At 69.1% G+C, this 24,568-nt stretch carries 21 protein-coding genes and 2 tRNA genes; 7 read left to right on the top strand and 16 right to left on the bottom strand.

Annotation, left to right across the window (positions count from 1 at the left end; translation table 11 throughout):
- Positions 1-60: 60 nt before the first annotated feature.
- From BJ959_RS03175 to BJ959_RS03185, 3 genes are all read right to left on the bottom strand, one after another.
- On the bottom strand, positions 61-975 hold the full coding sequence (locus BJ959_RS03175) for a Fic family protein (RefSeq protein WP_165879076.1): 915 nt from the start codon (positions 973-975) through the stop codon (positions 61-63).
- 137 nt (positions 976-1,112) lie between these two features.
- On the bottom strand, positions 1,113-2,471 hold the full coding sequence (tig, locus tag BJ959_RS03180; RefSeq protein WP_165879077.1) for a trigger factor: 1,359 nt from the start codon (positions 2,469-2,471) through the stop codon (positions 1,113-1,115).
- Between the two features lie 58 nt (positions 2,472-2,529).
- Positions 2,530-2,606, bottom strand: a tRNA-Pro gene (locus tag BJ959_RS03185).
- Between the two features lie 117 nt (positions 2,607-2,723).
- On the opposite strand from BJ959_RS03185, the gene BJ959_RS03190 reads away from it, so the two are divergent.
- A tRNA-Gly gene (locus tag BJ959_RS03190) sits at positions 2,724-2,794 on the top strand.
- Between the two features lie 63 nt (positions 2,795-2,857).
- Here the strand turns inward: BJ959_RS03190 and BJ959_RS03195 are convergent.
- The 3 genes from BJ959_RS03195 to BJ959_RS03205 form a co-directional block, all read right to left on the bottom strand.
- The gene (locus BJ959_RS03195; RefSeq protein WP_183321858.1) at positions 2,858-4,012 is read right to left on the bottom strand and encodes an IS481 family transposase; all 1,155 of its coding nucleotides are present in this window, start codon (positions 4,010-4,012) and stop codon (positions 2,858-2,860) included.
- 394 nt (positions 4,013-4,406) lie between these two features.
- Positions 4,407-5,879: an ICP22 family protein gene (locus BJ959_RS03200; protein ID WP_153983096.1), complete on the bottom strand. Its 1,473-nt coding sequence runs from the start codon at positions 5,877-5,879 to the stop codon at positions 4,407-4,409.
- A 7-nt stretch (positions 5,880-5,886) separates the two neighbouring features.
- Positions 5,887-6,426, bottom strand: coding sequence for an RNA polymerase sigma factor (locus BJ959_RS03205; RefSeq protein ID WP_165879067.1), 540 nt, complete (start codon positions 6,424-6,426; stop codon positions 5,887-5,889).
- A gap of 82 nt (positions 6,427-6,508) precedes the next feature.
- Between BJ959_RS03205 and BJ959_RS03210 the strand changes: the two genes are divergently transcribed.
- The gene (locus tag BJ959_RS03210) at positions 6,509-10,363 is read left to right on the top strand and encodes an SCO7613 C-terminal domain-containing membrane protein (RefSeq protein ID WP_153983094.1); all 3,855 of its coding nucleotides are present in this window, start codon (positions 6,509-6,511) and stop codon (positions 10,361-10,363) included.
- A 57-nt stretch (positions 10,364-10,420) separates the two neighbouring features.
- Here the strand turns inward: BJ959_RS03210 and BJ959_RS03215 are convergent, their stop codons facing one another.
- From BJ959_RS03215 to BJ959_RS03230, 4 genes are read right to left on the bottom strand one after another with little or no spacing between them, the layout of a single operon-like run.
- On the bottom strand, positions 10,421-11,938 hold the full coding sequence (locus tag BJ959_RS03215) for an amidohydrolase (RefSeq protein WP_153983093.1): 1,518 nt from the start codon (positions 11,936-11,938) through the stop codon (positions 10,421-10,423).
- Entirely contained in the window at positions 11,919-12,551 is a 633-nt protein-coding gene (locus BJ959_RS03220) for an FMN-binding negative transcriptional regulator (RefSeq protein ID WP_153983092.1), read from the bottom strand. Before BJ959_RS03220 ends, BJ959_RS03215 begins: the two co-directional genes overlap by 20 nt.
- Positions 12,551-13,594: a DNA-formamidopyrimidine glycosylase family protein gene (locus BJ959_RS03225; RefSeq protein ID WP_153983091.1), complete on the bottom strand. Its 1,044-nt coding sequence runs from the start codon at positions 13,592-13,594 to the stop codon at positions 12,551-12,553. The genes BJ959_RS03220 and BJ959_RS03225 overlap by 1 nt, the downstream gene beginning before the upstream one ends.
- A gap of 6 nt (positions 13,595-13,600) precedes the next feature.
- Positions 13,601-14,086: a ribose-5-phosphate isomerase gene (locus BJ959_RS03230; RefSeq protein WP_153983090.1), complete on the bottom strand. Its 486-nt coding sequence runs from the start codon at positions 14,084-14,086 to the stop codon at positions 13,601-13,603.
- Positions 14,087-14,178: 92 nt separating this feature from the next.
- On the opposite strand from BJ959_RS03230, the gene BJ959_RS03235 reads away from it, so the two are divergent.
- Positions 14,179-14,955, top strand: coding sequence for an SDR family oxidoreductase (locus tag BJ959_RS03235; RefSeq protein ID WP_153983089.1), 777 nt, complete (start codon positions 14,179-14,181; stop codon positions 14,953-14,955).
- Positions 14,956-14,999: 44 nt separating this feature from the next.
- Here BJ959_RS03235 and BJ959_RS03240 read toward each other — a convergent pair whose 3' ends face one another.
- Complete coding sequence (locus BJ959_RS03240; protein ID WP_153983088.1) at positions 15,000-15,344, bottom strand: cupin domain-containing protein; 345 nt, start codon at positions 15,342-15,344, stop codon at positions 15,000-15,002.
- Positions 15,341-16,759 (bottom strand): NAD(P)/FAD-dependent oxidoreductase, encoded by a 1,419-nt coding sequence (locus BJ959_RS03245; RefSeq protein WP_153983087.1) that lies wholly within the window; start codon positions 16,757-16,759, stop codon positions 15,341-15,343. The genes BJ959_RS03240 and BJ959_RS03245 overlap by 4 nt, the downstream gene beginning before the upstream one ends.
- 75 nt (positions 16,760-16,834) lie before the next feature.
- On the opposite strand from BJ959_RS03245, the gene BJ959_RS03250 reads away from it, so the two are divergent.
- Positions 16,835-18,703, top strand: coding sequence for an alpha-amylase family protein (locus BJ959_RS03250; RefSeq protein ID WP_341800060.1), 1,869 nt, complete (start codon positions 16,835-16,837; stop codon positions 18,701-18,703).
- 176 nt (positions 18,704-18,879) lie between these two features.
- Here the strand turns inward: BJ959_RS03250 and BJ959_RS03255 are convergent, their stop codons facing one another.
- Entirely contained in the window at positions 18,880-19,404 is a 525-nt protein-coding gene (locus tag BJ959_RS03255) for a hypothetical protein (protein ID WP_153983086.1), read from the bottom strand.
- 179 nt (positions 19,405-19,583) lie between these two features.
- Here BJ959_RS03255 and istA point away from each other — a divergent pair, with 179 nt between their 5' ends.
- A complete protein-coding gene (istA, locus tag BJ959_RS03260; RefSeq protein WP_183321862.1) occupies positions 19,584-20,792 on the top strand; it encodes an IS21 family transposase in 1,209 nt (402 codons plus the stop codon).
- A complete protein-coding gene (gene istB / locus BJ959_RS03265) occupies positions 20,792-21,592 on the top strand; it encodes an IS21-like element helper ATPase IstB (RefSeq protein ID WP_152584343.1) in 801 nt (266 codons plus the stop codon). The genes istA and istB overlap by 1 nt, the downstream gene beginning before the upstream one ends.
- Before the next feature lie 229 nt (positions 21,593-21,821).
- Here the strand turns inward: istB and BJ959_RS03270 are convergent, their stop codons facing one another.
- On the bottom strand, positions 21,822-22,190 hold the full coding sequence (locus BJ959_RS03270; RefSeq protein ID WP_153983181.1) for a hypothetical protein: 369 nt from the start codon (positions 22,188-22,190) through the stop codon (positions 21,822-21,824).
- 146 nt (positions 22,191-22,336) lie between these two features.
- On the opposite strand from BJ959_RS03270, the gene BJ959_RS03275 reads away from it, so the two are divergent.
- Positions 22,337-22,879: a hypothetical protein gene (locus BJ959_RS03275; RefSeq protein ID WP_153983180.1), complete on the top strand. Its 543-nt coding sequence runs from the start codon at positions 22,337-22,339 to the stop codon at positions 22,877-22,879.
- Between the two features lie 213 nt (positions 22,880-23,092).
- On the opposite strand, the gene BJ959_RS03280 is transcribed toward BJ959_RS03275, so the two are convergent.
- Together BJ959_RS03280 and BJ959_RS03285 are read right to left on the bottom strand one after the other, a co-directional pair.
- Positions 23,093-23,857, bottom strand: coding sequence for a PP2C family serine/threonine-protein phosphatase (locus BJ959_RS03280; protein ID WP_153983179.1), 765 nt, complete (start codon positions 23,855-23,857; stop codon positions 23,093-23,095).
- Positions 23,858-24,544: a vWA domain-containing protein gene (locus BJ959_RS03285; RefSeq protein WP_153983178.1), complete on the bottom strand. Its 687-nt coding sequence runs from the start codon at positions 24,542-24,544 to the stop codon at positions 23,858-23,860. It lies immediately after the preceding gene.
- Positions 24,545-24,568 lie beyond the last annotated feature (24 nt).

Consider the following 24,568-nt stretch of genomic DNA (forward strand, 5'->3'; position numbering starts at 1 on the left):
CGTGCGATCTCCTGTCGTGAGTAACTTGGTCGTTCTCACTGACCATCGCACGGTGGCCCCTCACGTCAACGACACGACGCTCAGGACCGGAAAGTCCACCACCCCACGGGACTCAGGCTCTTCGATTAGGTCATCAACGTACGACGGCGATGACATCAACCTGACCTGCCTCTGCATGACGCGAACGAACAGCTTGTACAAAGGCAGGATGTTCCCCTCATCGCTCTCCGCAAGAGCGGCGTAGTACTCGGCACGGTCGCTTTGCGCCCTCAGTACAAGCGGCGGGTAGGAGTTTCGAGCGAGCTCGAGATTGGCGATCACGCGAGCGAGACGGCCGTTTCCGTCCATGAAGGGATGGATGTGCACTAGCCACGCATGTACGACGGTCGCAGTGAGAACTGGATCCTCGGAGCCTGCTCTCCACCAATCACTGAGATTGAGCATCAGACGTCCCACATCCATAGGCTCCGCAGTTTGCAGGTTTGAACCCTCAATCTCATTGGGCCCGGTCTTGTATCGACCGGCGATGTAGGTATCGCCAAGGATCAGTCGGTGAAGCTCGCGCACCTCGGCGGCAGTGGGAGGCGCGTAGGAAGTCAGCCACTCTTCGGCAATCTCATGCGCCTTGTAAAGTCCGAGGACTTCGTATACACGCGCATCCGACTTCACGCTTTCGACAAGATTCCGCGTCGGCGCGTCAAGCAATTCGGCATTCTTAAGAATCACTTCTCGGACTTCATCCTTCGTCCAGAAGTAGCCCTCGATCACATTGCTCTCTGCGACAAGGTCTGTTCGAGTGGCTCGAAGAAACGGCTTCATGACGCCCTTGGCTTGTCGGCGAATAGCCGTTTCGAGTCGAGTTGCACGCTCCCGTAGCCCTAAAGACTTGTCACGATGCCGCAAGAACGCCCGCTGTGAATCAGAGTCTTGCTCAATAAGGTACGGGGTCCCCCGCAATATGCCGTCGGTGTCCATACCCCGAACGCTACAGCCACGATTGGCCCAATCTGCGCATAGCTCGCATTTTGCATTCGCGAACATCAAGACAGGTAGTAGCGACGACGGGCCCGGTGCTGCAGCACCGAGCCCGTCCGTCGAGAGGCGTGAGCGACCTAGTGGTCGTGGCCCTCGTGGTCGTCGTGGTCGTGACCAGCGTGGTCGTCGGCCTCGACCGCGTCGGTGACCGGGGCGACCGCCGCGGCGGTGAACGCCGACAGGTCGACCGGCTTGCCGTTCGCGTCGACGACCTTCGCCTTGCTCAGCGCGACCGAGAGACCCTTCGAGCGGGCGACCTCACCGACCATGCCGGGGATCTGGCCGTTCTGGTCGAGGATCTTGATGAACTCGCCCGGCTCCATGCCGTACTGCGCGGCACCCTGGATGAGGTACTGCGTCAGCTCGTCCTGGCTGACCTTGACCTCCTCCTTCTCGGCGAGCGCGTCGAGGAAGATCTGGTTGCGGAACGTCGTCGTGGTCGACTCGGTGACCTCGGCGCGGTGCACGTCGTCATCGAGGCGGTTCTCGTTCTCGAGGTGGCGGTGCACCTCGGCCTCCACCAGCGAGTCGGGAACGGGGATCTCGACCTTCGCGAGCAGCGCCTCGAGGAGCTTCTCGCGCGCCTGGGCACCCTGCCCGAACGACTTCTGCTTCAGCAGCTGCTCGCGCAGGTCGGCCCGCAGCTCGCCGATCGTGTCGAACTGGCTGGCGATCTGGGCGAAGTCATCGTCGGCCTCGGGCAGCTCGCGCTCCTTCACCGACAGCACGGTGACCTCGATCTGCGCGGTCTCGCCCTCGTGGTCGCCGCCGAGCAGCTTCGACTCGAAGGTGGTCTTCTCGCCCGCGGTGAGCGTCTCGACCGCGTCGTCGATGCCCTCGATCAGCTCGCCCGAGCCGAGCTCGTACGAGATCGAGCTGGCCGTGTCGACTGTGCTGCCGCCGACGGTCGCCACCAGGTCGAGCTGCACGAAGTCGCCCTTCGCCGCCGGACGATCCACCGTCACGAGCGTGCCGAAGCGGCTGCGCAGGTTCTCCAGCTCGGCCTCGACCTCGTCGGGGGTGACGTCGACCGCGTCGACCTCGATCGTGAGGCCGTCGTACTTCGGCAGGTCGAACTCGGGGCGGACATCCACCTCGATCGTCACCAGCAGGTCGCCCGAGAAGTCCTTCTCGCTGGGCCACTCGGTGATGTCGGCGCTCGGGCGGCCGAGCGTGCGCAGCTTCTGGTCGGCGACGGCCTCGCGGTAGAACGTGTCCAGACCCTCGCTGACGGCGTGGTTGAGCACCTCGGCGCGGCCGACGCGCTGGTCGATGATGGGCGGCGGCACCTTGCCCTTGCGGAAGCCCGGGATGTTCACGCTCTCGGCGATGTGCTTGTAGGCGTGCTGGATGCTCGGCTTGAGCTCATCGGGCGTGACCGTGATGGCGATCTTCACGCGCGTGGGGCTGAGCTTCTCGACCGTGGACTGGACCAAGGGGTTTCTCCTGAATCGTGTGCGGGTTGCCGGGCGGCTCGGGGCAGTGCGGGGGCGATGGTCGGGGCGACAGGATTTGAACCTGCGGCCTCCCGCTCCCAAAGCGGGCGCTCTACCAAGCTGAGCTACGCCCCGAAACCGTGACCGTGGACCACGTCAGCGTCACGACGCGGCGTCGCTACGAAAAATGGCCTTGGCAAGTCTAGCCGAGGCATGCGATACGCTCTCTCACGCGCGGGCACAGCCCGCCCCGGGGCGGTAGCTCAATGGTAGAGCCTCAGTCTTCCAAACTGATTACGCGGGTTCGATTCCCGTCCGCCCCTCCGCTGTGATGTCTCAGGACATCGTGGACGGGTGAACCCCCAGCGGGAGGGTTCGCCCGTTTTTCACGTCTTGGCTTGGTAGCCCTTGTTCGGGTCGATCAGATGCTCGGCAAGCACTTCGCCGTCGGGGGTGATTGTGACGGCGTGCAGGCCGTGGATGAGGACGATCACGGCGGTGCGGGCCAAGCCTCGCCCGTAGCCGAGGTGCATCATGCGGTTGCCGAAACGCAGGGAGACTTTCCCGTGCGCGTCGATGGTGTCGTAGCGGACCCGCCAGATGTTTGGGTCATCGGGCTGCGTCGGTGCTGCTTTCGGGATCAGCGTGTAGGCGAAGGCGGGCGTGCGTCGGTTCAACGCCCGGTGCGGGCGGTGCTGGTTGTAGTGGTCAACGAACTCATCCAGCTCACGCTGCAGCTCTTCCAGGCTGCTGGCGGGCCGCATGGTCAGGCGCTTCTTCAGCGTCTGCCAGAACCGTTCGATCTTGCCTTGCGTGGTGGGCTTGTAAGGTTTGCCGTTCTTCTGGGTGATGCCGTGCAGGGCCAACAGTGTCTCGAACGCATTGCCAGAGGTGCGAGCCTTCAGGCCGCCGGCGAAGCGGGTGGTGAAGATGTTGCCGTTGTCGGTCAACGTTGCCGCGGGGAACCCGTGCACGGCGGCCGCCTGCTGGAAGGTGTCAGTGACGGTGCGGCCCGTGACGCGCAGGTGGCACGACAGATGCGTGACGAAACGGGAGTGGTCATCGATCCAACCGATGATCTCCACCTCTGACCCGTCGGCAAGGCGCCAGTGGGTGGTGTCGGACTGCCAAAGCTCGTTGGGTTGCTCGGCCGTGAAGCGTTGCCAGGAGGAACGGGGACGTTTCTGCGGTTGCGGCACGATCACCTCGGCGCTGCGCAGGATGCGCCAGATCGTCGACCGTGACAGGGTCACCTGCTCGGCGGCCAGGAGTGAGCAGACTGTGTCGGCGCCGGCATCCAGGCCGTCGGCAGTGAGCTGCGCACGCAACTGCAGCACGCGAGCGCGGATCGCGTCGGGTGTGCGGGCAGGCTGCGACCGCGGTGCCCTCGAGCGAGCAGTGAACGCGGCCTCCCCCTCGGTGAGCCACCGCTGATGCAGCTTATGGACCAGCGATTTCGACACCCCGTGGACGCGGGCGGCTTCGCGGTAGGACAGGCCCTGCACGGTGACGGCGAGGATCAGCACTTCCTGTTTGCTCACCCATCGACCCTGACCGGGTGTCCACGATGACGTGAGACATCACGGCGCAGGGTGGGTCACTGTCCACGATGTCGTGAGACAGGTGTCCACGATGTGCTGAAACCAGACACCGTCCGCCCCTCCGCTAATGGCGACGCCGCCGCTCCTGCGGCGTCGCGGCCCATCCGCGCGACGAACGCGGTCGCCGCGCTCCGCGTCCCGGCTCTCCTTGCCCGCACCGACGTTCCCGCGGAATCGCGCACTCCGCCTGTGCGGGCTCTGTCGCCTGGAGCTTCCGGATCTGCGGATGCGGGTGAACGAAATTCATCCTCATCCGCAGGTCTGGAAGGCACACAGCAGCGCCCCCGCAGTCGGAACTGCGGGGGCGCTGTCGTCAGCTACAGCGCCGTCGGGGTCAGTCCTCCGTGAAGGGGACGACCTCGCCCTCGATGGGGGCGGGCAACTCGATGACGCCGTCGACGAGCGACACGATGGTGTTCCAGAAGCCGTCCGGGTGCTGCATGGCGTAGCCGGGCACGAGCCAGGCGTTACCGTCCGCGTCCCACATCAGCAGCAGCGTCGCCTCGGCGGTATCCACGGTGACGGTGACCGTCTCCGGGGTCGGCTCGGGCATCGGCTCGGGCTCGATCGTCGGGTCGACGATGGGCTCCTCACCGGGCTCGGTCGGCTCCACGACGGGCTCCTCACCCGGCTCGCCGGGGCTGGGTTCGCTCGTGCCGGGCTCAGTCGGCTCAGCCGGCTCGCTCGGCTCGATCGGCTCGCCCGGGTCGGTGGTGCCCGGCTCCTCGGCCGGCGACGAGACGGAGGTGTCCGGTCCGGCCATGCCGGCAGCGGCATCCCGGGCCACACCCGCCTCGGCGGCGAGGATGTTCATGCCGCCCTGGTAGTCGGGGCCGCCGGCGCCGAACCAGCGCCAGTCGTCGAGCCGCTCGACCGCGTCGACGGCCGAGACCGTTCCGAAGGTGCCGCGGTCGACGACCTCGATCGCGTGACCGGAAGCCCAGGCGATCTCGCCGAGCGGGGTCCAGCCGATGCTGTAGTCGATGGCCGTGGCGATGCCGTCGACGGTGAGGCTGACCATCGCCATGGTCTGCCAGACGTCGGAGACGACCCGGACGTCGGAGGCGTCGACGTCGAGGCCGAGCGAGCCGAACAGGTCGGCGGCGAGCGCCGCGGCCTCGGTCTCGCTCGGGGCGAGCGACTCCTCCGCCGGGATCTCGGGCTGGATGCACTCCTCGAACTCCTCGAGCCCGTTCTCGGTCTCGTACTCGACGAGCTCGCAGACCGGCTCGGGGTAGGCGGCGGGGTTGGTGTACCACCAGTTGCCGGTGCCGCTCCAGGTCACGCTGATGGAGGGGGCGGTGCCGTCCTCCGGGCCGACGATGTAGCTCGGCCACGCGGGGTCGAAGTACGAGGTCTCGACGACCTCTCCCGCCACGTCGAAGCGCTCGGCCAGGTCGGCAAGCAGGCCGTCGGCTGTGCCGACGCGCTGCAGCTGGTAGACGCTGCCGGCGCCGCCCGCGGTGCTGAGACCGGGGCCGGCGATGTAGTCGTAGTCGATCCACATCATCATGCGCGCGTCCTCCGCCATGGCTCCGGCGGAGGCCGGACCGGCGGGGGCACCCGCGGCCGCCGCGAAGAGCGGGGCACGCGGCGCGAACGGGTTGGTGACGACGAGGGAGCCCACGGCGACCACGGCGACAGCGGCGAGCGAAGCGCTCGCGACGCGGGTGGTGCGGCCGTGGTCGATGAGGCGGGGAGCGCGGCGGCCGGGGGCCCCCGCGACGAGCTCCGGCGACAGCGCCGGAGCATCGGTGCCGGCGGAACGCCGGAGGCGGTCGGTCAGATCGTCGGAGTGATCGTTCATACCCTGTCTATGTCGCGGGCTGGGTCGATCTTTCACCCTCGGCAGAATCGGGCGCTGACTCGGCGTGCGCAGCGCTGAGCGCGGCAGCGAGCGCCTTCTTCGCGCGGTGCAGACGGATGCTCACCGCATTGGCCGAGGTGCCGAGCGCCACCGCGGCCTGGCTCACCGGCAGGTCGTCGAGCACCACGAGCGCGAGCACCTCGCGGTCGCGCGGGCCGATCGCCGCCCAGGCGCGGGCCAGCTCGGCGTCGGCGGTCACCAGCGACTCGGCCGAGGGCGCCGAGTCGGGCGCAGCGAGCAGCCCCAGCACCGAGGCACGGGCGGCGAGGCGGCGCCGGTGGTTGGCCACCTGGTAGGCGGCGATGCGGTACAGCCAGGGCAGCTCCTCCCCCGGTGCGACCTGCTCGCGCTTGCGCCAGGCGATGGCGAACACATCCGCGGCGAGGTCGTCGACGTCGTCGCGCGCGACGCGGCGGGCGAGGTAGCGGCTGACGGCGGGCAGGTGCTCGCTGTACACGGCGACGAAGGGCTCGACGGGCTCGGGCATGGGGTCATTCTGACGACGAAAGGCGTCAACAGGCATCCCAACGTTTCGGGTGTGTCGATCGTCGCGCCGGTACGGTGGCCGCATGAGCGACGCCACCCCCGATCGCGCCTGGGCCGGCCGCACGGTCTTCCCCCGCTCCACCGCCGAGCTGCGGTCGACGACGACCTGCCCGGCCTGCCTCACGCCGCTGACCGCGACCGTCTGCACCAGCTGCGGCCTCGACCTGCGGCACCCGGCTGCGGCGGACCTCGCGACCTCCTCGGCGGCGATCGCCGATGCACTGGATGCCCGGCTCGACCTCATCGGACGCATCCGCCGCGAGACCGCCGCCGCGGTGTTCCCGGCGCCGGAGCCCGCGGCGGCCCCGGCTGCTGCGGCAGCGCCGGCCGTGCCCGACCGCGCCGTCGCGGCTCCGGCCGCTGCCGCTCAGGCCGCGCCGGCTCGGCCTGCGCCGGCTCAGCCTGCGCCAGCTCCGACCGGGCAGGCGGCGGGATCCGCGCGGGGCCGCTCGGGCATCCAGATCGCCCTCATCGTCGTCGGCATCACGCTGCTCTCGGTCTTCGCCGTGTTCGGCCTGGTGTACGCCTTCGTCACCTACGGGGCCGACGTGCGCATGGCGATCATCATCGGCGGCACGCTCGCCACGATGATTGCGGCCGGCGCGCTGGGGCGGCGGGGCCTGCGGTCGACCGCCGAGGGCGTCGCGGTGCTCGGCACCGTCATGCTGACGCTCGATGCGTGGGCGCTGCGGCTCAATGAGCCCGAGGGCCTCGGCGCGACCGACCCGGAGCTCTACTGGGGCATCGCCCTTCTGATCGTCGGCGCGACCGCCGCCGCGTGGGCACGCACCAGCCGCCTCGTCGCGCCGGGGGTGGCGGCGGCGGGCATCCTGCCCGTGGGAGCCGCGCTGCTGGTGGGGCAGATGATCGACAGCGCCACGCCCGTGACCGGCGCGGGCCTGTTCGCGGGCGCGATCGCCGGCCTCGTCGTGGCCGCCGTCGCCGGCGTCGCCGCACCCGACCAGCCCGGCGCCCGGCGAGCGTCCGCGATCGTCGCCCGATCGGCGGGCGCGGTGGCCGCGATGATCGCACTGGCCGCGATGATCGACCTCGACGCCGGAGCGCGGTTCACCCCCGTGCTCGCCGGCGGCCTCCTCACCGGAGCGACCCTGCTGCACGTGATCGCTCTCACGCGCGGCCCGCTCGCGGCTCGCCGCGGGGCGAGCGGAGCCCTCATCGGCCTCGACCGTGCGACCCTGGCGGCGCTCGGTGCCGGTGCCGCCCTCGCTGCGATGGTCGGTGCCGTCGTCTCCGCCGCCCGGTTCGACCAGGAGCGGGTCGCCGTGAGCGCTCCCCTGCTGGCCGCCGTGCTCGTCGCCGTCGCCGCCGAGCAAGCCTGGCGACGACTGCCGCTCTCCTCCGCCGCGCGTACCGCCTCCGCCGCTGCAACCCTGACCGCAACGGCTCTCGCGGCTCTCGCGGGCGGCCTCGCCGCCATCGTCGGCGCCGGAGCCTTCCTCGAAGCGGCCACGCAGAGTCTCGAGACCCTGCCGCTCGGCCCCGGTGACCGCGTTGCCTCGGTCGAGACCGCCACGATCGCCGCCCTCGGCGCTCTCGCCGTGTCGCTCGGCATCATCGCCGCAGGCTGGGCCGCCCTCGGCGTGCTGGTGCGCCGCGCCCGGGCACTGACTGCGATCGCCGCGGTCGTGATCGTCGCGGCTGTGCCCCTCCTGCCCACCTGGTGGCTGGTGCTGGCCGTGCTCGCCCTGCTCGCGATCGGCGCGGCGGCCAGCGTGCCCGCCGTGCAGCGCATCGCCGACGCGGATGCCCGGCGCGCGCTCCTCGCCCTCTGCGCGCCGCTCAGCACGGGTGCGGCGATCGGCGCCGTGGCCATCAGCTGGGCCGTGCCGCGCGGGGCCGGCCTCGGACTCGCCGCCGCCCTCGTCGCGGTCGCGCTGGGGCGCGATGCCGTGCGCACCCCCGTGGTGCGGGCGGTGGCGACCGGCGGGGCCGCGGCGCTCGTGCTCGTCTCGGCCGCCCCGCTCGTCGCGGAGCTGCTGGTCACGGTGCAAGGCCTCACGATCAGCCGCGCCTCAACGGTGATCGCGGTCGCGGCCGTCATCATCGTCAGCGCCCAGCTCGGGCGGCTCTCCGTCATGGAGCGTCACACCGCGCAAACGGTCGCGGCCGGCGCGGCCGCGCTCGCCGCCCTGATCCCCGACCCGGCGCAGCCCGGCGGGGCGCTGCCCGGCGGCACGCTGCTCGACGAGGCGGCCGCACTGGCGCTCGGCATCGCAGCCCTCGCGCTCGTCGGGGCACGGGGTGAGCGGATGGCGCGGGTCGCAGCACGCATCCTGCTGCCCTTCGCGACCGCCCTCGCGGTCGCCCTCGCCGTGCGGGATCTCGCGAGCGGCACTCTCGGCCCGACGAGTCCCGGCGCAGCCTCGGGCCTCCCGCCCGCGGAGGCGGCGGCCGCCGCGGCTCTCGGAGCCCTGGCCGTCGTCGCCGCCGCGAGCCTGATGGCCGCGTCGCGCCCCGCCGCCCCCGACACCGGCACCCCCGCCACCGCCACAGCCACAGCCACAGCCACAGCCACCATCGTCGGCGCTCCGGACGGCGCTGCGGACGACGGTGGGGCACACGCCCGGCGCCGCCGCACTCTGAGCGAACTGACCTCCGGCCCGGGCTCCGAGCGTCGCGCCGGCGACCTCGCCGTACTCGTCGCCGCCCTCGGCACCCTCAGCACCGGGCTGTCGGCGTCCGCCGAGGGCGCAGCCTGGGTGCCGCTGCTGCTCGCCGCTCTCGTGGTGCTCGTCGTCGCGATCAGCCGCGACGGGCTGGTCGGCGCGGCCTCACCCCGACGGCACCTCGGCTGGGTCGCGCTCGCGCTCGCCGCGGCTGCCCTGTGGACGCGCCTCGCGGCGAGCGACGTGACCGCCCCCGAGCCGTACACGCTTCCAGTCACGGGCGCTCTGCTGCTGATCGCCGCGGCCGCCCACCGGGCCGCCGGGCGCCGGACGGCCGGCGCGAGCACCGCCCCCGCCCGCAGCGTCGCCCCGCTCGTCGCGGCCGCGGCGGGGCTCGCCCTCCTTCCCTCCGCGCTGCACGAGCCCCTGACCGAGCCGCTGCGCGGTGCGCTCGTCGCGGTCGTCGCCATCGCGGCGCTCCTGGGCGGGATGCTCGCCCCCGCCCGCCTCGCCGAGCGCCTGCCCGGCATCGGCGCAGCGCTCGCGGCCGCCGGCGCCGCGACCCTCGCCCTCGGCTCGGTCGGTCACGCCCTCGCTCTCACCGCCGATGCCACGGGGGCGATCGACCGGCAGGCCGCTCCGCTCGCCGGCGGGGCGCTCGCCCACGCCGTGATCACCGTTGCGCTGCCCGCCGCTCTCGCGGTGGTCGGCCAGCTGCTCGGCGAGGGGCGCGTCCGCGACGGCGTCGTGGGCGCGCTGCTCGGGTCCGCCGCGATTGCCGCGGTCTTGCTCGGCCAGCAGGGGGCCGTGGCGACGGTGGAGCTGGTGAGCGTGCCGGTCGCGGTAGCCGCGCTCGCGGTCGGCGCTCTCGCGCTCGCCGAGCGCCCGGCCGCCCGCAGCTGGCTGTGGCTCGCCCCGGGCATCGTGCTGCTGCTCGGCCCCTCGCTGCTCGCGATCGATGGCGCGGGAGAGCCGCTGTGGCGTGCGGTCGCCGTCGGGCTCGTCGCCGCCGGCGTGTTCGTGGGCGGCCTCGTCGGCCGCCTCCAGGCTCCGTTCGTGCTCGGCGGCGCCGCCCTGCTCGTGCACCTGCTCGTGCAGTCGTGGCCGCTGCTCGCGCAGGTCGGCCGTGCGGTGGAGTGGTGGCTCTGGCTCGGCCTCGCCGGCGTGCTGATCGTCGCCGTCGCCGCCCGCTACGAGCGCCGGCTGCAGAACGCGCGCGATCTCGCGCGCCGCATCAGCGATCTGCGCTGACCGGCAGCGGGCCGCACCGACGAGGGTGCGGGGCCCGGCGCAGGGCCAGGAACGGAGTCAGACCCCGACGGTCGCGAGGGCGCCCGCGCTGAGCGCGCGGTCGTGGTGTGTGACACGTCCGCCGAGCATCGTGAGCGCCACCGGCATGCGCCGCAACGTGTCGCCATCGGCCGCGAGCGGGTCGACGTCGAGGGCGATCAGGTCGGCGGGCTCGCCCAGGCCGACCAGGGTGCGCGTCGACGCGGTCAGCGCCTCGGTGATCGTGATCGCCTGCTCCGGGTGGAAGGCGGGGCGGGCGTCGCGGCTGCGGCTCGTGGCGGCCGCGATCGCCTGCCACGGGTCGAGCGGCGCGACCGGTGCGTCGGAGCCGAGCACGATGCGCGCGCCGGCGTCGAGCAGCGAGCGCAGCGCGAAGGCGCGGCCGGTGCGACCCGACCAGTAGTGCTCGGCGACGTCGCGGTCGTCCATCGCGTGCTCGGGCTGCACGCTCGCCGTCACGCCGAGCGCGGCGAATCGGCCGAAGTCGCTCTCGTGCACGAGCTGCGCGTGCTCGATGCGACCCCCGCGCCCGAGCTTGGCGAACACGTCCAGCGCGAGCTTGTTCGCGCCGTCGCCGATGGCGTGCACGGCGAGGTCGAACCCGGCCTCGCTCGCGCGGGCGAGCAGCGGGTGCAGGTCGCAGGGGGGAACGTTGAGGCGGCCGTAGGGCTCGGCGGGAGCATCCGGATACGGGTCGCAGCAGTAGGCGGTGCGGGTGTTCAGCGAGCCGTCGGTGATGACCTTGAGCGGGCCGACCGCGACGGTGCCCGCGACGGGGGTTCCGCTGCGCAGGCCGAGCGCGATCGCCTGATCGAGGTGCTGCGGGTAGACGCCGAACTCGACGCGGAGAGCGTCGAAGCCGCGGGCGACGCGGCGGGCCCAGTCGTCGCGGTTCCAGCGCATCTCGAGGTCGACGATGCCGACCACGCCGCGCCGGGCCGCCTCGGCGGCGGCGTCGGCGACCCACTGGTCGAGCTCGTCATCCGTGGTGCTGTCGAGGCGCGAGGTGAGGGCGAAGGCCGCGTCCTCGCGCAGCACGCCCTCATGGGCCTCGGCCGAGTCGCCGTCGACCCCGAAGTGAACGAGGGCGGCGCTGTTGACCCAGACGCAGTGCACGTCGGCGCTGATCAGCACGATCGGCCGGTCGCTCGACACTTGGTCGAGCAGGGCGGCGGTCGGCGCGTCGGGCCAGAGCGCGTCGCGGAAGCCGACGCCGACGACGACCGCGTCGCGGGCCTCGCCGCTGCCGATGGCGGAGCGCACGATAGCCGCCGCCTCGGCCGCGCTCTCCGCGCCACCGAGGTCGATGCGGCGCCGGTGCTGCGCCCACTGGGTCATGTGCACGTGCTCGTCCCACAGGGCGGGCATGACGTGGCGGCCCTCGAGGTCGATCTCCCCCTCGACGAGCTCGTCGCCGCGGAGCTCGGCACCTCCCAGACCGGCGGGCAGGATGCCCACGATCACCCCGTCGTCGATCAGGAGGTCGATCGGCTCGTGGCCGCCGAGCGGACGCGCATTACGAATCGCGCGGATCATGGACTCTCCTCATCTCGCGGGCCAGGCCGGGGTGGGCGTACGGGCCCTCGCCCTCGAGCGCGGCGACGATACGGTCGACGACCTCGGGGGTCTTGTTCTGGCTGAGCTTGGCGCGCGCGTCGAATCGGGAGACGCGCAGTCGCACCCCGATCGTGCCGCGGGCGACACGACGAGAATACTCCGGGTCGAGGTGCAGGCCGCGCGGCTCGTCGACGTGCTGCTCGAAGTGGTTCGTGAGGTGATCGAGGGCCGCGATGTTCTCCTCGTCGCTGAGGATCTCGGGCGTGCCCCACAGGTGGGCGGTCACGTGGTTCCAGGTCGGGATGATGTCGCCGGGGGCGTACCAGCTGGGCGAGATGTAGCCGTGCGGGCCCTGCGCGATGAGCATCACCTCGTGCCGGCCGAGCTCGTGGGCGACCTCGTCGGGCCGCCCCAGGTGGCCGATCAGCACGATGTCGTCGCCCGTCGACGCCTCCTCATCGAGGAGGAAGGCGTAGTGCGAGGCGACCAGCCCGGCCGCGGTGTGCGACACGATCGTCAGCCACGGGTTCTCGCGGATCAGCCGGCGCACCTCCTCCGGGTCGGTCAGCAGGTAGTGCGGCGTGTGACGCATCAGCGGCCCTCCTGGCAGCTCGGGCACCAGTAGAGCTTGCGCCCCGCGGCGATCTCGAGGGCGATATTCGTGCGGCAGATGCGGCACGGCAGGCCCTCGCGCTTGTAGACCCAGTGCCGGTCGGCCCGATTGCGCAGGGCAGCGCGGTAGCCCTGCTCGTCGAGGCCGTCCATGGTCAGCATCTGCCCGGTCTCGACGCCGACCCCGAGCAGGTAGACCCAGTCGCGCCAGAGGTCGCGCAGCAGCTCCGCCGGCAGCGACGAGCCCGGCGCGTGCGGGTCGAGTCGCGCCCGGAAGAGGATCTCGGCCCGGTACACGTTGCCGATGCCGCTCACCACCGACTGGTCCATGAGCAGCAGGCCGATGGGCGTCCGGCGCCTCCGCACGCGCTCGACGAAGCGCTCCTCCCCCGCGCGCGGGTCGTCGACGAGCGGGTCGGGCCCGAGCGCGTCGATGACCGCCTGCACGCCGGCCGGGTCGAGCACCTCGCACGCGGTCGGCCCGCGCAGGTCGGCGACCGCCCGCTCGGTGAGCAGCCGCACGCGCACCTGGCCGATCGGCTCGGGCGGGAACCCCTCGAGGGCGGCGTCGTCGAGAACGCTCTCCTTCTCGGCTTCGGCCATGCGCAGACGCGTGCGGCGGGGGGCTCCGATCGAGGCGAGCGAGGATTCGTGCTCGCCGACGACCGTCGAGCGAGCATCCCGTGCCGCGTCAGCAGACGCCGCAGCGGCGTCAGCCTCCGTGCCCCGCTGGTTGGTCTGCCCCATGCGTCCGCCGGCCGAGCGCTGGGTGGCGTCCTGCGTCACAGAGCCAGCGAAGTCCCACGCGCCGTAGATGCCGAGGTGCACGCGCAGCCAGAGGGCGCCGTCGAACTCGAGGAACATCTGCTTGCCGACGGCCTTCGCATCGCTCATGGTGCGGCCGTCGAGTAGGGCCGCGCCGTCGGCGAAACGGCCCTGCGGCGAGCTGACGAGCACGCGCTCGCCGACGAAGTGCCGCGCGAACTGCCGCGCGATGCGATGAACGGAGTGGCCTTCGGGCACGGCGCCCTAGACGATCTCGTGCCCGGCGATCTGGCCGGTGGTCTCGTACTCGGCGAGCTGCGCGATGCGGCGCGCGTGGCGCTCCTCGCCCGGGAAGGGCGTGCCGATGAAGAGGTCGATGAAGCGCAGCGCCTCGTCGACCGTGTGTTGGCGTGCGCCGATCGCGATGACGTTGGCATCGTTGTGCTCGCGGGCGAGGGTCGCGGTCGCGTCGCTCCACACCAGGGCGGCGCGGATGCCCTGCACCTTGTTCGCGGCGATCTGCTCGCCGTTGCCCGAGCCGCCGAAGACGATGCCGAGCGCCTCGACGCCCGCCGCCTGGTCGCGCGCGACGGCGCGGGCGGCGTTGATGCAGAAGCTCGGGTAATCGTCGAGCGGGTCGTACGACTGCGGCCCGTGATCGTGCACCTCATGCCCCTGAGCGGCGACGTGCTCGCGCACCGTCTGGCTGAACTCGAGGCCGGCGTGGTCGGTCGCGACGTGGATGCGCATGGGCTCGATTCTACGAGGGCAGGACGTTCGACTCTGTCGCTGAGAGACCCTCAGTGGCACCCTGGGGGCACCACCGAACGAGAGGAGTCACCATGACTCGCACCTACGTCGTCACCGGCGCCGCCAGCGGCATCGGGGCCGCGACCGCCGCCCTCCTCACCGGGCAGGGCCACCGCGTCATCGGGGTCGACCTTCATGACGCCGACGTCACCGTTGACCTCACCACGCACGAGGGGCGCACCGCGCTCGTCACTCACGTCACCGAGCTCAGCGGCGGCCGCATCGACGCGATCATCGCCAACGCCGGCCTCGCCACCGAGTCGACCGCCACGGTCGCCGTCAACTACTTCGGAGCGATCGCGACGCTCGAGGGGCTGCGGCCGCTGCTGGCGGGCTCGGATGCTCCGCGCGCGTCAGCGACCGCGTCGATGGCCTCGCTCTTCCCGGTCGACGACGCGCTCGTCGACGCATGCCTCGCCCACGACGAGCCGGCCGCGCTGCACCGCGCGCAGCAGCTGCTCGACGAGGGGCAGGGCGGGCTCATCTACGGCTCGACCAAGCGCGCGCTGGCGCGCTGGATCCGCCGGAATGCGGCGACGCCCGAGTGGGCCGGTGCGGGCATCCCGCTCAATGCCGTCGCCCCGGGAGTCATCCGCACTGCCATGACAGCGCAGTTCACGTCGACGGAGGAGGCCGAGAAGGCGATCCTGCAGATGGTGCCGATGCCGCTCAACGGCATCGCCGACGCGCCCGTCGTGGCGAACCTCATCGCGTTCTTGACGAGCGTCGAGAACTCGCACCTCTGCGGTCAGGTCGTCTTCGTCGACGGCGGCAGCGACGTGGTGATCCGCGGCGACTCGACCTGGTAGGACAGTGGGCTGCTCGGGGCGCTACGCGATGTGTCAGGTCGCGGTCACGCGATGTAGATCTTGCGGAGCGTCTCGAGCACCCGCCACTCGGTCTCCTCGCCGTCGTCGAGGCGGCCGACCGAGCCGGCGCGCAGCTCGACCTCGGAGCCGTCACCGCGGCGCAGGATGGAGTGCCCGCGCAGCACGATGAACACCTCTTCGACCTCGACGTCGGTGACGGTGCCGGGCGTGATCTCCCACACCCCGACCTCCCAGTCGTCGAGCTCGGTGAGGGCGGCGATACCCGTGGTGGGCGAGCCCTCGACGACCTGTTCGGCGTCGACGGGCTCGTGCTCGAGTTCGAGCTCGAGGGCCTGCAGCACCGTTGCTGCGTCGAGGGGAAGGGTCACGAGTCGAACCCTAGCCCCACGGCGTCGAGCGTGCGCAGGAAGGCATTTCTCTTTCCCGAATTGTGATCTGCGCGGTCGAGCGCCCAGCGCACCGACTGCACGGCCGGATAGGTGGCGGGCTCGGGCGGGAAGGGCAGCGGCATGCTGCGCACCATGTCGAGCGAGGTGCGCTCGGTGGTCTCGCCGGCGAGCTGGTCGAGCATGACGTTCGCCGCGAAGCGGGTGGCCGCGACCCCGAGTCCCGTGAAGCCCGCCGAGTAGGCGACGCGGCCCTGGTGCGCGGTCGCGTGGAACGCGCAGAAGCGGCTGCACGTGTCGATGACGCCCGCCCAGCGGTGCGTGAAGCGCACGCCCTCGAGCTGCGGGAAGGTCGTGAAGAAGTGGCTGGCGAGCTTCTCGTACGACTCGCGACGGTCGTCGTACTGCGGGCGGATGCGCCCGCCGAAGTGGTAGATCGCGTCGTATCCACCCCACAGGATGCGGTTGTCGGCACTGAGGCGGTAGTAGTGGAACTGGTTGGCGCTGTCGGCGACGCCCGGCCGACCCTGCCACCCGATCGACGCGAGTTGGGCATCCGTGAGCGGTTCGGTCATGAGAACGTAGTCGTAGACCGGCACGGTGTGCAGGCGGTAGCGCTTGAGCAGCGATGGAAAGGCGTTGGTGGCGAGCGCCACCCGTGCGGCACGAACAGCACCCTCGCGCGTGCGCAGCTCGATGGCGTCCCGCTCGGCGCGCAGGTCGAGCACCGGGGTGCCCTCGAAGACCTCGACGCCGGCATCGAGCACGGCACCGAGCAGAGAATCGGCGAGCTTTCCGGGATGCACGAGCGCCGTATCCCGCACCGACCACAGCCCGCCCTCATAGGTGGGCGAGTTGATCTGCGCGCGCATCGCGGCGGCGTCGTAGAACAGCTCGTGCTCGCCGTCGTGGGCGGCCTCGAGCGCGGCCACCTGGTAGCTCTCGGTCGCAACGGCGAAGGAGCCGACGCGCTCGAAGTCGCAGTCCCAGCGCTCGGCCTCGACCGTGGCCTGGATCTCGTCGAGGTTCTGCATGCCGAGCCGGTCGAGCGTGGCGAGCTCGTCGGGGAACCGGGTCTCGCCGTTTTTGGCGCCGTGGGTGAGGGTGGCTTCGACGAAGCCGCCGTTGCGACCGCTGGCCGCCCAGCCGATGCGCTTGCCCTCGAGCAGCACGACGCGGACGTCGGGGTTGCGGCGCTTGGCGAGCAGGGCCGTCCAGAGCCCGGTGTAGCCGCCGCCGACGACGGCGAGGTCGGCCTGCACGGTCGCGGCGAGCGCCGGACGAACCGGACGCTCGGGCAGGTCGTCGAGCCAGAACGGCTGCAGCCGCGAGCCCTCGAGGCTCTCGGTGATGAGGCGGGCGTCGGGTCGCTGGCGCTCGAAGACGGTCGTGTGCATTGCTCCATGGTGCCACGAGTTGTCCAGATGGACAACAAGGAATCACGGTGTCGCAGCCGACTTAGACTGACGACCGTGCCGAACCTCGAGCCCGCCGCCGCACTCGACGCCGCGCGGCGGCCCGACACCGACGACGACGCCTGGGCCGCCTTCCGCGCCCGCGCCGAGGCCGAGGCCCCGCGCATGGCGACCCTTCTCACCCAGCTCTACGGCACCGCCGACGCCCTGCCCGGCCTGATGACCGTGCTCGCCGAGCACTGGCAGCAGCGCTCCCCCGCGCTCCGGGCGCTCGATGACCAGCGCCTGGCCGACCCCGACTGGTTCCAGTCGAACCGCTTGCTCGGCGGCGTCTGCTACGTCGACCGCTGGGCGGGCGACCTCGAGGGCGTGCGGGCGCGCATCCCGTACTTCCGCGAGCTGGGCCTCACCTACCTGCACCTCATGCCGCTGTTCGCGGCGCCGGCCGAGAACAGCGACGGCGGCTACGCGGTGTCGAGCTACCGCGAGGTGAACCCCGCCCTCGGCACCATGGAACAGTTGCAGGCCCTCGCCGCCGAGCTGCACGAGAACGGCATCGCGCTCGTGCTCGACTTCATCCTCAACCACACTTCCAACGAGCACGAGTGGGCCCAGCGCGCGCTCGCCGGCGAGAAGCAGTTCGAGGACTACTACTGGGTCTTCCCCGACCGCACGATGCCCGACCAGTTCGAGCAGCACGTGCGCGAGATCTTCCCCGACAACCACTCCGGCTCGTTCGTGCCGATGCCCGACGGCAGTGGGCGGTGGGTGTGGGCGACGTTCCACGACTTCCAGTGGGATCTCAACTACTCGAACCCCGCGGTGCTGGCCGCCATGGTGGGCGAGATGCTGTTTCTCGCTAATCAGGGGGTGGACATCCTGCGCATGGACGCGGTCGCGTTCATCTGGAAGCGGCTCGGCACCGCCTGCGAGAACCTGCCCGAGGCGCACGTGCTGATCCAGCTGTTCACGGCGGCCCTGCGCGTCGCGGCGCCCGCGGTGATGTTCAAGAGCGAGGCGATCGTGCATCCCGACCAGGTGGTGGAGTACATCTCGGTCGAGAAGTGCCGCATCAGCTACAACCCGCTGCAGATGGCGCTGATCTGGAACTCACTGGCCACGCGCGATGGGCGGATGCTGCAGCAGGCGCTCGACCGCCGCCACACCCTGCCCGCCGGCACCGCGTGGGTCAACTACGTGCGAAGTCACGACGACATCGGCTGGACGTTCGCCGATGAAGACGCCGCCGAGCTCGGCATCGACGGATTCGACCACCGCCGGTTCTTGAACAGCTTCTACGTCAACCGTTTCGCGGGCAGCTTTGCCCGGGGCATCCCGTTTCAAGACAACCCGAAGACCGGCGACTGCCGCATCTCGGGCACGACTGCCTCACTTGCCGGCCTCGAGGCGGGCGATGCGGGGGCGATCGACCGCATTCTGCTCGCCCACTCGATCGTGCTGTCGACGGGCGGCATTCCGCTCATCTACCTGGGCGACGAGGTCGGCCAGCTGAACGACCCGCACTGGGCCGACGACCCCAGCCAGGCCGACGACAGCCGCTGGGCGCACCGCCCGCACTACCCCGCCGAGCTCTACGCGCAGCGCACCGACCCGACGACGACCGCGGGCCGCCTCTACGCCGGCCTGCAGCACCTCATCACGGTGCGCCGCGCCACCCCCGAGTTCGCCGGCAACACCCTCATCGGCTTCGACGCCAAGAACCCGCACATCATCGGCTACCAGCGCCCCGGCCCCCGCGGCCCCGTCGTCTGCTTCGCCAACGTCGCCGACGACCCGCAGCCCATCGACCCGCTGACTCTCTCGGGCCTGCCCGGGGTCATGACCGACCTGCTGACGGATGCCCACCACGACCTGCGCGCCGGCCTCACCCTCCCCGCCCACGGCGCGGTGTGGTTGCGAGGCTGACCCGCGAAACTGGTACGCGCCCGGCCGCCAAGACTCGGCGTGGATCGTGAAAAAATTCAGGCCGAGTCACGCGGCCTGGGAAAGTATTCCGGCCAGATCAGAAACACTCAGCGAAATTGTTTCCAACGCGGTGGAATTGAGGTTGAAGAGATCGCCACACATGGTCAGTTCAGTGCTCAGAAACCGCTCTCTATAGAGGTGAGGCTAGGCTCATCCAGCCATTTTCCAGTCGAGACGTCATAGAGCACGACGTCGACTGAAGACCCGTCGAGAAAGAGCACCTTCAGGCAGGGTTCGTTGTACGGCTTGCTCCGGTTGATCATCGTCCCGCAAAACTTCTCAATGTCGACGCCGACGACCAGCGAGCCCAGATTGAAGAGATCTGCTGGCCTGAACAAGCTCAAGCGATCCGGCTCAATCCGAGCTACCAGTAGGCCTCCCCTAAAGTCCTGACTGAGCAGCGTTGAAGCTCGTCTGGTGACTCGAGTCGCCCTTGAATCGAATTCAGCTAGAATCAGGCGGGACTCAGGAAACTGGCTGCTCAGTTCTTTCGCCGCCCTGATCGCGGCAGTTCGAGCGCGTCGCACAAAAAAGACTGAACCGACGGCAAGCAGAACAAGTGGCGAGCCGATCGCCAGGCCGATCAAGATATCCGCCCCAGCTCCGTCGGCGTAGCGAGCAAGAATAGTGATCGAGATCAACAGAACGATTATCGGGCTGGCGATTGCAAGAACTTGCCTTGATCGATTTGGCATGCAATGCCCTTCTGCTCGGGTGTCCGGGACGTATTGCTGGCGGTACTAGAAGTCTGGGCATGTCGACAACGCTCGAAAATTGGACAGTATCGACGCTTGAAAAGTGAACACTCGACGATTGGAGAGTGATCACTTTGGAAGATTGGGCATTGATTCGGAGGTTGGCTGCGGAGGGCGTGCCGAAGGCGCGGATCGCGGCGCGGTTGGGGATATCGCGGACCACGGTGGTGAAGGCGGTGCAGTCAGATTCCCCGCCGAGGTATCAGCGCAAACCTGCCTCGTCGTCCTTCAGCCCCGTCGAGGCGCGGGTGCGGCAACTGTTGGAAGACAATCCCGAGTTGCCGGCTGTGGTGCTCGCGGAGCGGGTCGAGTGGACGGGGTCGATGAGCTGGTTCCGTCAGAACGTGAAGCGGCTGAGGCCGGATCATCGCCGGATTGATCCCGCGGACCGGCTCACCTGGGAGCCAGGAGATGCTGCGCAGTGTGATCTGTGGTTCCCGCCGCGGAAGATCCTGTTGGAGGACGGCACGCTGAAGCTGCTGCCGGTGCTGGTGATCACCGCCGCCCATTCCCGGTTCACCGTCGCCACGATGATCCCGACTCGCAAGACGGAGGATCTCTTGTTGGCATCGTGGGAGCTGATCCAGCAGTTGGGTCGCGTGCCGCGCAGACTGATCTGGGATAACGAGCCTGGCATCGGCCGGGGTCGGTCTGGCGCCGATGGTGTTGCCTCCTTCATGGGCACGTTGGCGACGAGGTTGGTGTTGTTGCCGCCCAGAGATCCGGAGTCCAAGGGCATCGTGGAGCGACGCAACGGCTGGTTCGAGACCTCATTCATGCCCGGCCGTTCCTTCATCTCCCCGGCGGACTTCAACACTCAGTTCTCCGACTGGCTCACTCGCGCGAACTCGCGGGTGGTGCGCACGATCAAGGCGCGCCCGATCGAGAGGATCGATGCTGATCGTGCCGCGATGCTGCCCCTGCCGCCAATCCCGTTGCATTTGGGGTGGCGCTCCAGGATCCGGTTGGGACGCGACTACTACGTTCGGTTGGACACCAACGACTACTCCGTCGATCCGAGCGTGATCGGTCAACTCGTCGATGTCACCGCGGACCTGCACCGCGTCCGGGTTCGCGCCGCGGGACGCTTGGTCGCCGATCACCCCCGAGCGTGGGCGCGGGGGATGACGATCACCGATCCGGTCCACGTTGAGCGTGCGGCACGCTTGCGTCAACAGTTTCAGGAGCCACGCCCGGTTCGCGTTGCTGATGATCTGGCCCGCGACCTTGGCGACTACGACCGCGCATTCGGCCTGACCGGTGAGGTCAGCTGATGGCAACCTCGAAGACGTCCTCGGAGTCGGTGAAGCAGATCACCTATCTCGCCGCCGCGCTCAAAGCGCCCCGGATCGTGGAGGCCGCCACGCGCCTGGCTGACCAAGCCCGAGATGCCAGCTGGACGCACGAGGACTACCTCGCCGCCGTGCTGGAGCGCGAGGTGTCCGCTCGGAACGCCTCCGGAGCAGAGCTGAGGATCAAAGCCGCAGCCTTGCCGACCCGCAAGACGTTGGAAGACTTCGACTGGGACGCTCAACCGGCAACACGTCAGCAGATCGCAGCACTGGCCTCGGGGGCCTTCCTCACCGAGGCTCGCAACGTGGTGCTGTTGGGCCCGCCCGGCACCGGCAAAACGCACCTCGCGACAGCGCTCGGGATCGTCGCGGCCCGCGCCGGGCATCGCGTGCTCTTCGCGACAGCGACGGACTGGGTCACCCGCCTCACCGACGCCCACCGGCAAGGTCGCCTCCCGCAAGAGCTCGCGCGGTTGCGGCGTTACGGGCTGATCATCGTCGATGAGGTCGGCTACCTCCCCATCGAGCAAGACGCCGCGAACCTGTTCTTCCAACTCGTCTCTTCCCGCTACGAACACGCCTCGCTCATCTTGACCAGCAACCTGCCGTTCTCCAGCTGGGGCAACGTCTTCGGCGACCAAGCCGTCGCCGCGGCGATGATCGACCGCATCGTGCACCACGCCGACGTGCTCACCCTCAAGGGCGCCAGCTACCGACTGCGCGGCCGAGGCATCGACAGTCTCCCCAGCAGTCGCACCACGACCGACAACACCGCTGGCTAGACTGCCCGCAACCGTTCACTTTTCCAGCGTCGGAACCGTCCAGAACTCAAGCGTCGTCGACAGGGCACAATACTGCGATACATCTGTTTCGCATCGCCTCACCAAAATCTGTTGTGACGTGTCCCGGGTTCCGTGGAGTCCTGGCAGCGGGCTGTGGCCTTTGGACTGGAGTCCTGACCGCGAAGAACAACGCCTAGCCGACGACCTGCAGCCCACGACAAAGAAGACATCACTCACAGGGCTCCTCGCCTCTCGTGCCGTCGCTTCGAGTCCACTCACCCTCCCGGATATCGGAAACAGTGAACCTCGCCGTACGCACGTCGCCGTACTCGCCGTGCTTGTCACGGAAACCGATCGTGAAGAAGACGTGATGCGCGTCTGGCATGAGCACCTCATCCTGCACAGTAGTCATGCCCTCGACGTCTTGACCCAGCAAGAATGTGTCCCCTGGACGTACGCGGGCTTCGCCCTCAAGCAGCCAGACTGTCTGAACTTCGTCACTATCCAGGACGGGACGAACGGCCACTTCGATCGTGTTCGCGGTGACCGTGTGGCAAGTCGCGAACTGGAGTTCCCCGTCGACGTACCTCGCTGACATCCGGTCGAGCGGAACACAGCCGGCGAGTGAGACGGCAAGACAAACGCCCATGAGAGCGGCAAGAGCGCGAGGAGCCCCGTGACGGGCCCACGGCCTGCAACGCCACTTGCCACTCATGTTGGCTATTCGACCAGAGTTCTGGAGCCTTGTCGCGGCCGTCATCCTCGTGCCGTGCCGCCCAGGGCTGTGTCTTCATCATTCTGCTCGCCCACTCGATCGTGCTGTCGACGGGCGGCATTCCGCTGATCTACCTGGGCGACGAGGTCGGCCAGCTGAACGACCCGCACTGGGCCGACGACCCGAGCCAGACCGACGACAGCCGCTGGGCGCACCGCCCGCACTACCCCGCCGAGCTCTACGCGCAGCGCACCGACCCGACGACCACCGCCGGCCGCCTCTACGCCGGCCTGCAGCACCTCATCACGGTGCGCCGCGCCACCCCCGAGTTCGCCGGCAACACCCTCATCGGCTTCGACGCCAAGAACCCGCACATCATCGGCTACCAGCGCCCCGGCCCCCGCGGCCCCGTCGTCTGCCTCGTCAACGTCGCCGACGACCCGCAGCCCATCGACCCGCTGACTCTCTCGGGCCTGCCCGGGGTCATGACCGACCTGCTGACGGATGCCCACCACGACCTGCGCGCCGGCCTCACCCTGCCAGCCCACGGCGTGGTGTGGTTGCGCGGGTGAGGCTACGAAGCGATAACAGTTCCAAGAACCGTTTAGGCCACGAGCTCAGGCCGAGTTTGGCCGTCGAATATCCGTTCGAACCGGCCGCGTACGAATGGAGGTAGACCAAGACCTCGCACCGTCCTGGCTTCTGGCGATCTCGAACCCGGTCATGGCTCTTGCGAAATTGGCGCAGAGCGCAAGGTTACGACTGTTCAAAGGCCGGTCGTGATGCTAGGCGACCGCCTCGCCGACGGGTGGGACTCTACCGAAGATGGCCAAACTGCAATCATCCTTTGTGGAGTCGCGGATCTTCGTGTCGAGTAAGCGGCGAAGTTGGTACCGGTAACTGGGCACCGAAAAGTTGCCCGCCGACGATACCAAATCCACGACTTTTCGACACGCTGGGGCGAGAGTCTTCGATCGGTGATCGAAGAGAACTGAGGCAGGCCCGTCACTCATCAAGACAAAACCACTGACGCCGACCAGCGACCCTCGAAGCAGTCGCATGTTCGTTGCTGCAGACTCCGAAGTCACAAATGTTGTCTGGTTGGCAAACTCGTCGTTTTCAGGCCCTGAGATGACCTTCATCTCGCCGTCCTTGACGTATCCGATGACCCCATCTCCTATATGTGCCGCGATGAACTGGTCGTCCGAAACCGCGACTCCGAGAAATGTGGCAGCCAGATCTCGGACAACGAGGCGTCTGCGCTTCGCCACGCGCTCAACACGGCGGAGAAGGCGCTGAACGATTTCCACCTTGATTTGTGCGCCGTCATCTCTCGTGACGATACTCCTGAAGGAGTCGGCCAATAGCTTGCTTCCTTCTTCGACAAGTGCCTGCGCGCCAAGCTCTGACCTTGCTGCGGAGCCCGCACCATCGGCGAGACACAGGACTTGGATGCCGGCACGGTTGAGATATGCCGTGCGGTCCTGACATGGGGTGCCGTCTTCCACGTGCCCGCGTCCCCGCGTCTGATGGTGGAACTCCCGGAACAACTAGAGCTCCGCCCAACCTGCCAGGCCCTCGAGGTCGAGCTTCGGCGGCGCGTCGCCCGGGCTCGACTGTGAGACTCGGGCCACAGACTTCGACAGCCACTCGAAGAATTCCTTGAAGCTCAATCCCTGTAGTCGAAGCGGGGGCTTAGTCGGGCTAAAGCGCTTGAGGACGTCCATGTCAGCACCGGCCCCGATGCCGATTGGGAAGATCGTGAGCTTCTTGTTTCCGATTAGATCCGTCACTCGTTGAACGGCCCGCTCGAGTTCGGCAGCGCTACCGTTCGGCGCACCGTCGGTCATCAGTACGAGCCAGGGCTGGTAGTACAGGACGCCATTGTCGGAGTACAAGCGCTTTCTTTCTTCGAGTGTGTCGAGCGCAAGGTTCACTCCTTCTCCCATCGCCGTTCCGCCGCTTGCGCGGATGGAGCTGATTCGCTGCAGACGCTCGATACTCGCGAACTCCTGGATTACCCTGGCCCCCGAGTTGAACTCCACGATGCAGACTTCGGCAGCATCGTGCGCATCATCGTCATCGTTTATTGCGTCGTAGAACTGGTTGACGCCAGTGACGAGTTCCTCGATCGGCGCGCCATCCATCGAGCCGCTTGTGTCGATGCAGAGTGCTACAGGGACGCGCGGTGTCGGGTTTTCGATTAGGTCTTCGGTGCTGATGTCGAGTCTTGCCATGTTGGGGTTCCGTTCTCTCGTGAG

It is taken from the genome of Microcella frigidaquae (genome assembly GCF_014200395.1).
In the GTDB taxonomy this organism is placed as follows: Bacteria; Actinomycetota; Actinomycetes; order Actinomycetales; family Microbacteriaceae; genus Microcella; species Microcella frigidaquae.